The sequence below is a fragment of the Pseudomonas sp. NFPP12 genome, from assembly GCF_900103205.1.
Lineage (GTDB): Bacteria > Pseudomonadota > Gammaproteobacteria > Pseudomonadales > Pseudomonadaceae > Aquipseudomonas > Aquipseudomonas protegens.
Genome location: NZ_FMWW01000012.1, coordinates 23,935 through 36,861 on the forward strand (window position 1 = coordinate 23,935; position 12,927 = coordinate 36,861).

Genomic DNA, 12,927 nt, shown 5'->3' on the forward strand with positions numbered 1-12,927 from the left:
CAGTCAGTTTTTGTGACGAGAGGAAATGGCGTCCAGTTGCTTGTTCAACGCCTCTTTGCGTTCGGCGGGAAGGTCGTTCCAGTGCATGTCCATCAGGGCGCCTTCAATGGCATAGAGCAAGACTTTCGATGCACGAAAACCACGGGTCCGCACGGCCCGGTAGGCGTCCACCGCGCCCAGGCGGCGCAAGTCGGAAGCGCTATGGATGCCCACTGCATGCAGCCATTGTGCCGATGTCTTGCCAAGGTTCTTCAGGTGTTGCAGTTCATCATTCATTAAGCCTCCTGGCGATGGCCGAATGGTGAGTGGGCAGCCTCTGAGGAGTGTAGCGCTCAGTAGAAAACGCGCTGTTCTTTGGTCGGGTTTGGCGCAAATGCTTCTAAGGGAGCAGCGGTGAAGCTCGAAGGGAAGGGGGGCAGGCCATGCGAAAGGCGGGGTGCAGGCGAGAAAGCGGACCAGGTCCGGCGCTGAACAGAGCGCCGGACAAAGACGGGTGGCGGGGGTCAGCGAGTGCGGTAACGCAGGCGGGTGCCGAAATTGACCGACATGAGAATCTCGTCGGCGCTCAGTTCCACCGGAAAGTAGGCGCCGGAAATCTGTGCATGGGCGAGGCTGGCGCCTTCCATGGACGAGTTTCTCAAGTCCAGCCCGCGCAGGTCCGCGGAGCGAAAGTAGGCGTCAGTGAAATCGATGCCTTGTGCGTTCAGTTCCCGCAGGTCGAGGCCGCGGAAATCCCCGCCGCGCATGTCGATGGGTTGGTCTTTCGGGCGTTCGCGGTTGAAGCCGACGATGTCGTCTTTATGCAGCAGGGCGTAAAGCGGAGTGTCGAGAAGTTTCGGTTGGCTCATGGCGACGTCACCAGTGTTGGATTTATGACGCCAGTATAGTGCCACTATTTTTCAGCCGTGAAGTCTTTGCCACTCCACGGCTGAAATGACCGTTTACAGGCCTGGGAGGCGTTGGCGAATGTTGGCAACCAGGGCGTCCAGGCTGCCGCTTTCGTTGGTTTCTATGCGCTTGCTGCGCAGCAGCTCTTCGTCGGTCAGTGCTTCACGAGTGGCTTGCTGGTTGGCAATCACTTCCAGAGTGGCGTCGGATGGATCGTTCTGATCGGCCTGGCGCTGGGCCAGCCAACTGGCAACCACTGCCTCAGGGGCGTTGCAGTCGATGATCAGGCAGGGCGTACCAGTGGCCTCGGCCACTTTGGCCGCGGCATCGCGCTGGGCTCGTTTGAGGTAGGTCGCGTCGATCACTACCGGGTAGCCGGCACGCAGGATGGTTTCGGCGATTTCATGCAGGCGCGCGTAGGTGGCGCTGCTGGCTTCGCTGCTATAGATGCCCGCGTGTGGGTCGTTGGGCACCTGTTGCTCGCCGAACAGGCGCTTGCGCTCTACGTCGGAGCGCAGGCGAACGGCGCCCAGTGCCTCTACCAGGCGCATGGCCACGCTGCTCTTGCCGACTGCCGAGATGCCTGAGGTGATGGCCAGGAAACGCGATGGAATGGTGCTGTAGCTCTCCGCCAGATTGGCGTAGTTGCGGTACTGGCGCAGGGTGGTGGCGCGCTGCACCGGCGTGGCATCGGCAGGCATGCTGAATAGGCTGACCTTGGCGCGTACCAGGGCACGGTAGGCCTTGTAGAAATTAAGCAGCTCCAGGCCCTGGTAGTCGCCGGTCAGTTCCAGGTACTGGCTGATGAAACGTCGCGCCAGGCTCTTCAGGCCGCGGTCTTCCAGGTCCATGGCGAGGAAGCCGGTATCGGCGTAGACGTCGGTGAAACGAAACGGTTCGTTGAATTCGATGCAGTCGAAAATCACCACCTTGCCGTCGATCAGGGTGGCGTTGCCCAGGTGGATATCGCCATGGCATTCACGGATGAAACCTTCGCTCTTGCGTTGGGCCAGCAGAGGCTTGAGGCGTTCGAAGCTGGTTTCGGCCCAGGCTTGCAGGGCTTCAAGTTGTTGCAGATCGGCTTTCTCGCTGAGGAATGGGCGGATTTGCTCGAAGTTCTGGCGCACCGGAGCCATCACACTCTCCGGGGTGCCGGCTTCATGCTCAGCTGGAACCTTGGGCGCGTTGAGGTGGAAGTGGGCGATCTGCCTGGCCATCTCATCGATGTGCGCAGTGGTCAGTTCGCTGTTGGCCTGCAAGGTGCTGAGCAACTGGCTTTGCGGGAACTGACGCATTTTCAGTACGTATTCGATAGCCGGACCATCGCCGCCCAGTACCGGGGCTTCGGCGCTACCGGTGATCGGCAGGACTTCCAGGTACAGGTCCTCGGTCAGGCGCTGGTTCAGGCGCAGCTCTTCGCCGCAGAAGTGCTCGCGGGCGTCCAGGCTGGTGAAGTCGAGGAAGCCGAAATTGACCGGCTTCTTCACTTTATAGGCAAAGGGGCCGGTGAGCAGAACCCAGGAGATGTGGGTTTCGATGACCTGAAACCCTTCTACGGGATGAGGAAACAAGGCGGGGTTTTGCAGGGCAGCGATCAGTGACTGGCTCACAGGCGATCCTTCAGAGTCGGGAAAATCGAGGGCGTCATTATGGCCGCTGAGCGCACTAAGGCAAACCTCGGGTGGCGCATGTTGACGATGAATAAAGTGCGTATAATCCGCCGCCATGACTCGTACCCGATCCCCTCGTTCTGCTAAAAAAACGCCGTCTGGTGGCCTGCGCCCCTGGCTGGGCTGGGCCCTCAAGCTCAGTCTGGTCGGTTTGGTGGTGCTCGCCGGCTTTGCGGTTTACCTCGATGCCGTGGTCCAGGAAAAGTTCTCCGGCAAGCGCTGGACCATTCCGGCCAAGGTCTACGCCCGCCCGCTTGAGCTGTTCGTCGGACAAAAGCTCAGCAAGGACGATTTCCTCACGGAACTCGACGCTCTGGGCTATCGCCGTGAAAGTGTCGCCAACGGCCCGGGCGCAGCCTCGGTCAATGGCAATACCGTGGACCTAAACACCCGCGGCTTCCAGTTCTATGAAGGGCTGGAGCAGGCTCAGCCGGTGCGCGTGCGCTTCTCCGGTGATTACGTGGCGGAACTTTCCGGCAGCAAGGGGGCCAAGCTCGCGGTGGTGCGCCTGGAGCCATTGCTGATCGGCGGCCTGTACCCGAAGAACCTCGAAGACCGGATCCTGATCAAGATCGATCAGGTTCCGCCGTATCTGCTGGAAACGCTGGTGGCGGTGGAAGACCGCGACTTTTATTCACACCACGGGGTGTCGCCCAAGTCGATTGCCCGTGCGATCTGGGTCAACACTTCGTCCGGCCAGATGCGCCAGGGCGGTAGTACCCTGACCCAGCAGTTGGTGAAAAACTTCTTCCTGACCAACGAGCGCAGCCTGTCGCGCAAGCTCAATGAAGCGATGATGGCGTTGTTGCTGGAGCTGCATTACGACAAGCGCGAAATTCTCGAGGCCTACCTCAACGAGGTCTTCGTCGGCCAGGACGGTCAGCGTGCGGTGCACGGTTTCGGTCTGGCCAGCCAGTTCTTCTTCAGCCAGCCCCTGTCCGAACTCAAGTTGCACCAGGTGGCGCTGTTGGTCGGGATGGTCAAAGGACCTTCCTATTACAACCCGCGGCGCTACCCGGAACGTGCCCTGGAGCGGCGTAACCTGGTGCTCGATCTGCTGGCACAGCAGGGCGTAGCTACCCCGGAACAGGTGGAGGCGGCGAAGAAGATGCCGCTGGGCGTAACCAAGCGCGGCAGCCTGGCGGACAGTTCCTTCCCCGGTTTCCTCGACCTGGTCAAGCGTCAGTTGCGTGAAGACTACCGTGATGAAGACTTGACTGAAGAAGGCCTGCGGATCTTCACCAGTTTCGATCCGATCCTGCAGATGAAGGCCGAAGCCTCGGTCAACGACACCTTCAAGCGCCTGGCCGGGCGCAAGGGCTCGGAAGACGTCGAGGCGGCGATGGTGGTGACCAACCCGGAAACCGGTGAGGTCCAGGCCATGATCGGCAGTCGTCAGGCCAGCTTTGCCGGTTTCAACCGGGCCTTGGATGCGGTGCGCCCGGTGGGCTCGTTGATCAAGCCGGCGGTCTACCTGACCGCCCTGGAAAAGCCCAGCCAGTACACCCTGACCAGTTGGCTGTCGGATGAGGCGTTCTCGGTAAAAGGTGCAGACGGCCAGGTGTGGAAGCCGCAGAACTATGACCGGCGCTCCCACGGTACGGTGTTCCTGTACCAGGGCCTGGCTCACTCCTACAACTTGTCTACCGCACGGCTCGGCTTGGAAGTGGGTGTGCCCAATGTCCTGAAGACCCTTGGGCGCCTGGGGGTGACCCGCGAGTTCCCGGCCTTCCCATCGATGCTGCTGGGGGCAGGGGGCATGAGCCCGATGGAAGTGGCGACCATGTACCAGACGCTGGCCAATGGCGGCTTCAATACGCCGATGCGCGGGATTCGCAGCGTGTTGACAGCGGAAGGCGAGCCGCTCAAGCGCTATCCGTTCCAGATTCAGCAGCGCTTTGATGCCGGCTCGATCTATCTGATTCAAAGCGCAATGCAGCGGGTGATGCGCGAAGGCACCGGCAGCTCGGTGTACAACGTTTTGCCCAAGACTCTAGCGTTGGCGGGCAAGACCGGTACCAGTAACGATTCCCGTGACAGCTGGTTCGCCGGTTTCAGCCAGGACCTGCTAGCCGTGGTCTGGCTGGGTCGCGACGATAACGGCAAGACGCCGTTTACCGGTGCTACCGGTGCCTTGCAGGTGTGGACCAGTTTCATGCGCAAGGCCGACCCGCTGCCGCTGGATATGCCGCAGCCGGACAACGTGGTTCAGGCCTGGGTCGATTCGCGTACCGGGCAGGGCTCCGATGCCAACTGTCCGGGGGCTGTGCAGATGCCGTATATTCGCGGCAGCGAACCGCCTCCCGGTGCTTCCTGTGGGGGAGAAACCCCGGCAGGCGGCGACTCGGTGATGGACTGGGTCAAGGGCTGGATGAACTAAGCGATGAGGGTTTGACGTGAACAAGTGGTGGGTTCCAGCTATTACAGCTCTGGCGTTGCTCAACGGTTGCGCCAGTGTGCAGCGCGGCTCTATTCCCGTCGTGGATTCCGGCACTGCCGTGTCCAACAGCGAGCGGATTTCCGCTTCCGGAGGCTTTCGCCAGACGACCATCAAGCGCCCGGCGCAGGCTCAGGCACAGGCGATTCCGGAAGATTCCGGCGTAGTGGTAATGGTTCCGGGCGGCGGCGCTACGGCCTCGGCGCCGATCAGCAGTTCGCCCATTACTCCGGGGCCGGTCACTTCAGGGCCTATTACCCCGGGGCCGGTGGACGGCTCCGGTTATCAGTCGGCACCGATCAGCCAGGGCACTTACAACATGCCTTCTACGCCCAGTGGCATCCCTTCGGCCCGGGCCGGTGGTCTGTCGGCCGATGAGCAACTGGATGGCCCGGTGCTGGCGTTGCTGACCACTGCGCAACAACAGCAGTCCAGTGGTGACTTGAACGGTGCTTCCTCCAGCCTCGAGCGAGCGCAGCGTGTTGCGCCACGCGAGCCGCAGGTGCTGTATCGCCTGGCTCAGGTACGCATGGCCCAGGGGGATGCGCCCCAGGCCGAGCAGTTCGCTCGCCGTGGGCTGAGCTTTGCCAACGGCCGCCCTGATCTCCAGGCAAGCCTGTGGGAGCTGATTGCCCAGGCGCGTGAGAAGCAGGGTGATGCCGCAGGTGCAGCGCAGGCGCGCCAGAAAGCTCGGGTTTCGCTGTGATGGATGGGCGCTTTCCCAGGATCGCCGAACAGTTGCTGCTGATCGAGCGTGAGTTGCGTGTGCAGGGCCTGTGGGACGACGCTGTGCCCAGCGCCGAGGCACTGGCCAGCACTCAGCCCTTTGCCGTGGATACTCTGGAATTCGAGCAATGGCTGCAGTGGATCTTTCTGCCCCGTATGAAGATGATTCTGGAGCAGGATTTGCCGCTGCCCAATGCGTCAGGTATTCAGGAAATGGCCGAGATGGTGTTCTCCACTCGCCCGATGCAGGGGCGCGACCAGCAGTTGCGAGTTCTGCTCAAAGAGTTTGATCAGCTCATCGTTGCTACTCGCTGAAACACGACTGCCAGGTATACCTGGCAGTCGCCTCCCTCCATGCTGCCCACTTCAGTCTCGCTCTCCCGAGGTGACAACTTCGGAGGGGTCATGTCTGTCCGTGCATTGCTGTTGTTGCAGTGCATGACGTTCCTCTCGGCTCTCTGGCAATAGGGTTTCGCCCAAAGTCCGGGTTCGCATTTCTGAGTTGCTTGCTGAAGATTGCGCAATTGAAGCGCAGACAGCAGTCGTTTTTGGGTTTTTTCTTGCGTTCTCATGCGCTTAGTTCGAATTAACCACATAGACGACTTGACTTGAAGAGGACGAAACAGAAGAATCCAAAGTCCGCTGTAGAGGGACTGCCAGAAGCAGACCCACTCAGCAGATCATGAGGCGCACATCCGCGCCGAAGTGCTACACCCGCAACGCGTTACCTCGCGCTGGGTGGGAAAACCCCGCAACACTTTGGGGCGCTCCCAATACTTGCTCAGTCAGTGCTGACGTAGTCGGCGACCACCGTCGCTCATGCTCTGCTGAGAAGTAAACCTATTAAGACCCGCTCCCTTTTGAGGGCGGTATTCTGGCGTTTTAGAGGTGAACAACGTGGAGCTTTTATCTGGCGGTGAGATGCTCGTCCGCTTTTTGCGTGACGAAGGCGTCAAATATATCTACGGGTACCCGGGTGGTGCTCTCCTTCATGTTTACGATGCCCTGTTCAAAGAACCGGAAGTGACCCATATCCTGGTTCGTCACGAACAAGCGGCGACCCATATGGCTGACGGCTATGCCCGTGCCACCGGTAAAGCCGGCGTGGTACTGGTGACCTCCGGCCCGGGCGCGACCAATGCCATTACCGGTATTGCCACCGCCTATATGGACTCGATTCCCATGGTGATCATTTCCGGCCAGGTGCCCAGCACCATGGTGGGCACCGACGCGTTCCAGGAAACCGACATGATCGGTATCTCCCGGCCGATCGTGAAGCACAGCTTCATGATCAAGCACGCTTCGGAAATCCCGGAAGTCATGAAGAAAGCCTTCTACCTGGCGCAATCCGGTCGTCCTGGTCCGGTGGTGGTCGATATCCCCAAGGACATGACCAACCCGGCTGAAAAGTTCGAATACGTTTTCCCCAAGAAAGCCAAGCTGCGCTCCTACAGCCCAGCTGTTCGCGGTCACTCCGGGCAAATCCGCAAGGCGGCAGAAATGCTCCTGGCGGCCAAGCGCCCTGTGCTTTATGCAGGCGGCGGCGTGATTCTCGGCGGCGGTTCCGCACCGCTGACCGAACTGGCCAAGATGCTCAATCTGCCAGTGACCAATACCTTGATGGGCCTGGGCGCCTATCCGGGCACTGACCGGCAGTTCGTGGGCATGCTCGGCATGCATGGCAGCTACACCGCCAACCTGACCATGCACCATGCCGACGTGATCCTGGCCGTGGGCGCGCGCTTCGATGACCGGGTGATCAACGGTGCGCCGAAGTTCTGCCCGAATGCCAAGATCATCCATGTCGATATCGACCCGGCTTCCATCTCCAAGACCATCAAGGCCGATGTGCCTATCGTCGGTCCAGTGGAGAGCGTCCTGACCGAAATGGTCGCGGCACTCAAGGAAATCGGCGATACCCCGAACAAGGAGACGGTCGCCAGTTGGTGGAAGCAGATCGAGGAATGGCGTGGCGATCGCGGCCTTTTCCCGTACGACAAGGGCGACGGCAGCATCATCAAGCCACAGACCGTGATCGAAACCCTGTGCGAAGTCACCAAGGGCGATGCCTATGTGACCTCCGACGTGGGGCAGCACCAGATGTTCGCGGCGCAGTACTACCGGTTCAACAAACCCAACCGCTGGATCAACTCCGGTGGCCTGGGCACCATGGGCTTCGGTTTCCCGGCGGCCATGGGCGTGAAATTGAGCTTTCCGGATAATGATGTCGCCTGCGTCACCGGTGAAGGCAGTATCCAGATGAACATCCAGGAGCTGTCGACCTGCCTGCAGTACGATCTGCCGGTCAAGATCATCAACCTGAACAATGGTGTGCTGGGGATGGTGCGCCAGTGGCAGGACATGAGCTACGGCAGCCGTCATTCGCACTCCTACATGGAATCGCTGCCTGACTTCGTCAAGCTGGTCGAAGCCTATGGTCACGTGGGCATGCGTATCACGGATCTGAAGGATCTGAAGCCGAAGATGGAAGAAGCGTTCGCCATGAAGGATCGCCTGGTGTTCCTCGATATTCAGGTCGACACCAGCGAGCACGTCTATCCGATGCAGATCAAAGACGGCTCCATGCGCGATATGTGGCTGAGCAAGACGGAGCGTACTTAATCATGCGGCACATTATTTCCTTGCTTCTGGAAAACGAACCGGGTGCTCTGTCTCGTGTTGTAGGTCTGTTCTCGCAACGCAACTACAACATCGAAAGTCTGACGGTGGCGCCGACTGAAGACCCGACTCTGTCGCGTCTGACCCTGACCACCGTTGGCCATGACGAGATCATCGAGCAGATCACCAAGAACCTGAACAAGCTGGTTGAGGTGGTGAAGCTGGTAGACCTGTCGGAAAGCGCGCACATCGAGCGTGAGCTGATGCTGGTCAAGATCAAGGCCACTGGCGCCCAGCGCGCCGAGGTTAAGCGCACCACCGATATTTACCGTGGGCAGATCGTTGATGTCAGCGCCAGCGTGTATACCGTTCAACTGACCGGTACCAGCGACAAGCTCGACAGCTTTATTCAATCGATCGGCACCGCATCGATTCTGGAAACCGTACGCAGTGGTGTCACCGGGATTGCCCGTGGCGACAAAGTACTGAGCATCTAACTCAAATTAGCGAATGGCCGGAACGGCCTGATATAGGGGAAATTCATGAAAGTTTTCTACGATAAAGACTGCGACCTGTCGATCATCCAGGGTAAGAAAGTTGCCATCATCGGCTACGGTTCCCAGGGCCACGCTCAAGCATGCAACCTGAAGGATTCCGGCGTAGACGTGACTGTCGGCCTGCGTAAAGGCTCGGCTACCGTTGCCAAGGCTGAAGCCCACGGCCTGAAAGTGACCGACGTTGCTGCAGCCGTTGCCGGTGCCGACCTGGTCATGATCCTGACCCCGGACGAGTTCCAGTCCCAGCTGTACAAGAACGAAATCGAGCCGAACATCAAGAAGGGCGCCACTCTGGCCTTCTCCCACGGCTTCGCGATCCACTACAACCAGGTTGTGCCTCGTGCCGACCTCGACGTGATCATGATCGCGCCGAAGGCTCCAGGCCACACCGTACGTTCCGAGTTCGTCAAGGGCGGTGGTATTCCTGACCTGATCGCGATCTACCAGGACGCTTCCGGCAACGCCAAGAACGTTGCCCTGTCCTACGCCGCAGGCGTGGGCGGCGGCCGTACCGGCATCATCGAAACCACCTTCAAGGACGAGACTGAAACCGACCTGTTCGGTGAGCAGGCTGTTCTGTGTGGCGGTACCGTCGAGCTGGTCAAAGCCGGTTTCGAAACCCTGGTTGAAGCTGGCTACGCTCCAGAAATGGCCTACTTCGAGTGCCTGCACGAACTGAAGCTGATCGTTGACCTCATGTACGAAGGCGGTATCGCCAACATGAACTACTCGATCTCCAACAACGCTGAGTACGGCGAGTACGTGACTGGTCCAGAAGTCATCAACGCCGAATCCCGTCAGGCCATGCGCAATGCTCTGAAGCGCATCCAGGACGGCGAATACGCGAAGATGTTCATCAGCGAGGGCGCTACCGGCTACCCATCGATGACCGCCAAGCGTCGTAACAACGCCGCTCACGGTATCGAAATCATCGGCGAGCAACTGCGCTCGATGATGCCTTGGATCGGTGCCAACAAAATCGTCGACAAAGCCAAGAACTAAGTTCGAGTCTTGTCAGGGAAAACGCGGCCTAGGCCGCGTTTTTTCGTTTGCACGGATAGGTTCTGGTATAAAGCTGGATCCTTTGTGGCCGAATCGCGGCCCTGGGTATCTGTCGAAACTTTTCACACCGTTGCAAGGTAATGTCCATGAGCGAACGTCCCGAAGAGCCAAACCAGGCCTCTGACGCCGAAAGCCTGCTACCGATCGATGAGCATGTCGAAGAAGGGCATGACGCTGAAGGCCGTAAAGTCCGGCATCGTGGTATCTATCTTCTGCCGAATCTGTTCACCACTGCGAACCTGTTCGCGGGGTTCTATTCCATCATTAGCTCTATGAGTGCCCAGAGTGCAATGAGCGCCGGAGATGCGGCCGGGGCGAGCAAGTACTTTGCCTTTGCCGCGATCGCCATTTTCGTGGCCATGGTGCTCGATGGCCTGGATGGGCGTGTTGCCCGCATGACCAACACACAGAGTGCTTTTGGCGCTGAATACGACTCACTGTCCGATATGGTTGCATTCGGCGTAGCGCCGGCGTTGTTGGCCTTTGGCTGGGCCCTGGGTGATATGGGCAAGGTCGGCTGGATGGTCGCCTTCATCTATGTGGCAGGCGCGGCCTTGCGTCTGGCGCGTTTCAATACTCAAGTCGGTACTGCCGACAAGCGTTATTTCATCGGCCTTGCCAGCCCGGCAGCGGCGGGTGTGGTGGCTGGTATCGTCTGGGCCTTCAGCGACTACGGGATCCAGGGGTCGAAGATGTCGTTCCTGGTGGCGTTGATGGTGGCCGCCGCAGGCATGCTGATGGTCAGTAACATCAAGTACAACAGCTTCAAGGACCTGGACCTGAAAGGGCGTGTACCTTTTGTGGCGATCCTGGCGGTGGTACTGGTGTTTGCAGTGGTGTTCAGCGATCCGCCGCGCATTCTGCTTTTGGTGTTCCTCGCCTATGCGGCGTCGGGCCCTATCCAGTATCTGTTGCACCTGCGTCGTCGCAAAAGCGTCGAGTGATGTAATTTCCCCCATACTCCGCAGTCTATTGGTACATCTGTCCTCCAATACTGCGGAGTTGCCATGTTATTCAAATTCCCCAAGTCGTCCGACTGCAATGAGTCGCAGGTTACGCCCGAATCTCTTTACCTCTCTCGACGCAGCCTGCTCAGTGGTGCGGTTGCGGGCATGGCGTTTGCCAGCTTGCCGCGATGGGCAGCAGCACAGGACGCGTCGCGTTATGCCGATGTTGAGCCGGGTCAGGCTCCCGCGTGGTTCTCCGACAAGCTGTCTACCACTCGGTGGCAAGCAGTAACCGTCAGGGATGAGGCGATCACGCCTTTCAAGGACGCGACTCACTACAACAACTTCTACGAATTCGGCACTGACAAGGGGGACCCGGCGGCCAACGCAGGTGCGCTCAAGACTCAGCCGTGGAGTGTGGTTGTGGATGGTGAGGTGGCTAAGCCAGGCCGCTACGCCCTGGAAGATTTCATGAAGCCCTACTTGCTGGAGGAGCGTATTTATCGACTGCGTTGCGTAGAGGCCTGGTCGATGGTGATTCCCTGGATAGGTTTTCCAATCTCTGCCTTGCTCAAGCAGGTGGAGCCCACCAGCAGCGCCAAGTTCATTCGCTTTGAAACGTTGCAGGATCCCAAGAGTATGCCGGGCCAGCGCTCCGGCTTTGCCTTGATCGACTGGCCCTATGTCGAGGGATTGCGTCTTGATGAGGCGATGAATCCATTGGCGATTCTTGCGGTGGGGATGTACGGGCGTGAACTGCCTAACCAGAATGGTGCGCCGCTGCGCCTTGTAGTGCCTTGGAAATATGGCTTCAAAAGTGTGAAGTCGATTGTGCGCATCAGCCTGGTCAGCGAGCAGCCCAAGACTACCTGGCAGAGCATTGCGGCCAACGAATATGGTTTTTACGCGAATGTGAATCCAACGGTTGATCATCCGCGCTGGACCCAGGCCCGGGAGCGGCGTCTACCCAGCAGTCTGTTCAGTCCCAATGTGCGGGAAACCCAGATGTTCAACGGTTACTCGGATGAAGTCGCTTCTTTATATAGCGGCATGGATCTGCGGATGAACTATTGATGCGTTATTCGTTCTGGCGTATCGGTGTCTTTATCGCTGCGGCTATCTGGCCGCTGTATTGGCTGTATGAAGCCTGGGCTTCGGTCCTGGGGCCGGACCCGGGCAAGGTGCTGGTTGATCGCCTGGGGTTGGGCACGCTGGTGCTGTTGTTGATCACCTTGGGCATGACTCCTTTGCAAAAACTCACGGGGTGGTCGGGCTGGATCGCTGTGCGCCGACAATTGGGGTTGTGGTGCTTCGCTTATGTAGTGTTGCACCTGAGTGCTTATGGGGTATTCATTTTGGGGTTGGACTGGTCGCAGCTGGGAGTTGAGTTGCGCAAGCGACCCTATATCTTTGTCGGAAGCCTGGGGTTCCTCTTTCTGTTGTTATTGGCTGTGACGTCCAATCGTTATAGCCAGCGTCGCTTGGGCGCGCGTTGGAAGAGGCTGCATCGCCTGGTTTATCTCATCCTGGGGCTGGGGCTGCTGCATATGCTATGGATTGTCCGGGCGGACCTGAAGGAGTGGTCGGTCTACGCTTCTATAGGGGGGCTGTTGTTGCTGCTGCGTGTTCCTCCTGTAATGCGCCGGATTCCGCGCCTAATCGCTAAAAAAGCATCTTCTGCAACAAAATCGTAATTAACCCTTGACGGCAGATTCTACAGGTCTATAATTCGCCCCACTTCCGGCGCAGTCGAAACGGAAAACTCCTTGAGATTCAACGAGTTACGCAGTTTTCGATAGCGGTTACGCTTCAGTTCATCGAAGCCGGAAGCAGTTGGTAAGGCAGTCAGTTTTCGCCTTATTAACGATTCGATCCTCTCGGTCGAAAGCGGTTGAAAAGAGGTGTTGACAGCAGCGTGTAACGCTGTAGAATTCGCCTCCCGCTAACGAGAGATCGGAAGCGCAAGTGGTTGAAGTTAAAAAGGAAACTTTGAAAACTTCTTAAAAAAATCACTTGACAGC

12 protein-coding genes are annotated in these 12,927 nt (G+C 58.8%); 9 read left to right on the forward strand and 3 right to left on the reverse strand.

Features of this window, described 5'->3' with window-relative positions; all coding sequences use genetic code 11:
- Nucleotides 1-3: 3 nt before the first annotated feature.
- The 3 genes from BLS75_RS31545 to BLS75_RS31555 all read right to left on the reverse strand — a co-directional run bounded on the left by BLS75_RS31545 (nt 4) and on the right by BLS75_RS31555 (nt 2,498).
- On the reverse strand, nt 4-276 hold the full coding sequence (locus BLS75_RS31545; protein WP_011063495.1) for a TfoX/Sxy family protein: 273 nt from the start codon (nt 274-276) through the stop codon (nt 4-6).
- Between the two features lie 227 nt (nt 277-503).
- On the reverse strand, nt 504-848 hold the full coding sequence (locus BLS75_RS31550; protein WP_011063494.1) for a pentapeptide repeat-containing protein: 345 nt from the start codon (nt 846-848) through the stop codon (nt 504-506).
- Nucleotides 849-941: 93 nt separating this feature from the next.
- The gene (locus tag BLS75_RS31555; RefSeq protein ID WP_072453162.1) at nt 942-2,498 is read right to left on the reverse strand and encodes a bifunctional aminoglycoside phosphotransferase/ATP-binding protein; all 1,557 of its coding nucleotides are present in this window, start codon (nt 2,496-2,498) and stop codon (nt 942-944) included.
- Between the two features lie 115 nt (nt 2,499-2,613).
- Here BLS75_RS31555 and mrcB point away from each other — a divergent pair, with 115 nt between their 5' ends.
- The 9 genes from mrcB (at nt 2,614) to msrQ (ending at nt 12,600) form a co-directional block, all read left to right on the forward strand.
- A complete protein-coding gene (gene mrcB / locus BLS75_RS31560) occupies nt 2,614-4,938 on the forward strand; it encodes a penicillin-binding protein 1B (protein ID WP_072453164.1) in 2,325 nt (774 codons plus the stop codon).
- A gap of 16 nt (nt 4,939-4,954) precedes the next feature.
- Nucleotides 4,955-5,701 carry a tetratricopeptide repeat protein gene (locus tag BLS75_RS31565; RefSeq protein WP_072453167.1) on the forward strand — a complete coding sequence of 249 codons (747 nt, stop codon included), beginning with the start codon at nt 4,955-4,957 and terminating at the stop codon, nt 5,699-5,701.
- Nucleotides 5,701-6,036, forward strand: a complete 336-nt coding sequence (locus BLS75_RS31570) for a YqcC family protein (RefSeq protein ID WP_011063490.1) — start codon at nt 5,701-5,703, stop codon at nt 6,034-6,036. The genes BLS75_RS31565 and BLS75_RS31570 overlap by 1 nt, the downstream gene beginning before the upstream one ends.
- A gap of 582 nt (nt 6,037-6,618) precedes the next feature.
- Entirely contained in the window at nt 6,619-8,343 is a 1,725-nt protein-coding gene (locus BLS75_RS31575; protein ID WP_026019946.1) for an acetolactate synthase 3 large subunit, read from the forward strand.
- Between the two features lie 2 nt (nt 8,344-8,345).
- A complete protein-coding gene (gene ilvN / locus BLS75_RS31580; protein WP_011063488.1) occupies nt 8,346-8,837 on the forward strand; it encodes an acetolactate synthase small subunit in 492 nt (163 codons plus the stop codon).
- Nucleotides 8,838-8,882: 45 nt separating this feature from the next.
- Complete coding sequence (ilvC, locus tag BLS75_RS31585) at nt 8,883-9,899, forward strand: ketol-acid reductoisomerase (protein ID WP_007959661.1); 1,017 nt, start codon at nt 8,883-8,885, stop codon at nt 9,897-9,899.
- Between the two features lie 146 nt (nt 9,900-10,045).
- Nucleotides 10,046-10,903: a CDP-diacylglycerol--serine O-phosphatidyltransferase gene (pssA, locus tag BLS75_RS31590; RefSeq protein ID WP_011063487.1), complete on the forward strand. Its 858-nt coding sequence runs from the start codon at nt 10,046-10,048 to the stop codon at nt 10,901-10,903.
- Nucleotides 10,904-10,966: 63 nt separating this feature from the next.
- Entirely contained in the window at nt 10,967-11,980 is a 1,014-nt protein-coding gene (gene msrP / locus BLS75_RS31595; protein WP_072453169.1) for a protein-methionine-sulfoxide reductase catalytic subunit MsrP, read from the forward strand.
- Nucleotides 11,980-12,600, forward strand: coding sequence for a protein-methionine-sulfoxide reductase heme-binding subunit MsrQ (gene msrQ, locus BLS75_RS31600; RefSeq protein ID WP_072453171.1), 621 nt, complete (start codon nt 11,980-11,982; stop codon nt 12,598-12,600). The genes msrP and msrQ overlap by 1 nt, the downstream gene beginning before the upstream one ends.
- Nucleotides 12,601-12,927 lie beyond the last annotated feature (327 nt).

What these genes read in the sequence shown, in the direction of transcription:
- BLS75_RS31545 (WP_011063495.1), bottom strand. Translation starts at nt 276, where the DNA reads ATGAATGATGAACTGCAACACCTGAAGAACCTTGGCAAGACATCGGCA.
- BLS75_RS31550 (WP_011063494.1), bottom strand. Translation starts at nt 848, where the DNA reads ATGAGCCAACCGAAACTTCTCGACACTCCGCTTTACGCCCTGCTGCAT.
- mrcB (WP_072453164.1), top strand. Translation starts at nt 2,614, where the DNA reads ATGACTCGTACCCGATCCCCTCGTTCTGCTAAAAAAACGCCGTCTGGT.
- BLS75_RS31570 (WP_011063490.1), top strand. Translation starts at nt 5,701, where the DNA reads ATGGATGGGCGCTTTCCCAGGATCGCCGAACAGTTGCTGCTGATCGAG.
- ilvN (WP_011063488.1), top strand. Translation starts at nt 8,346, where the DNA reads ATGCGGCACATTATTTCCTTGCTTCTGGAAAACGAACCGGGTGCTCTG.
- ilvC (WP_007959661.1), top strand. Translation starts at nt 8,883, where the DNA reads ATGAAAGTTTTCTACGATAAAGACTGCGACCTGTCGATCATCCAGGGT.
- pssA (WP_011063487.1), top strand. Translation starts at nt 10,046, where the DNA reads ATGAGCGAACGTCCCGAAGAGCCAAACCAGGCCTCTGACGCCGAAAGC.
- msrP (WP_072453169.1), top strand. Translation starts at nt 10,967, where the DNA reads ATGTTATTCAAATTCCCCAAGTCGTCCGACTGCAATGAGTCGCAGGTT.
- msrQ (WP_072453171.1), top strand. Translation starts at nt 11,980, where the DNA reads ATGCGTTATTCGTTCTGGCGTATCGGTGTCTTTATCGCTGCGGCTATC.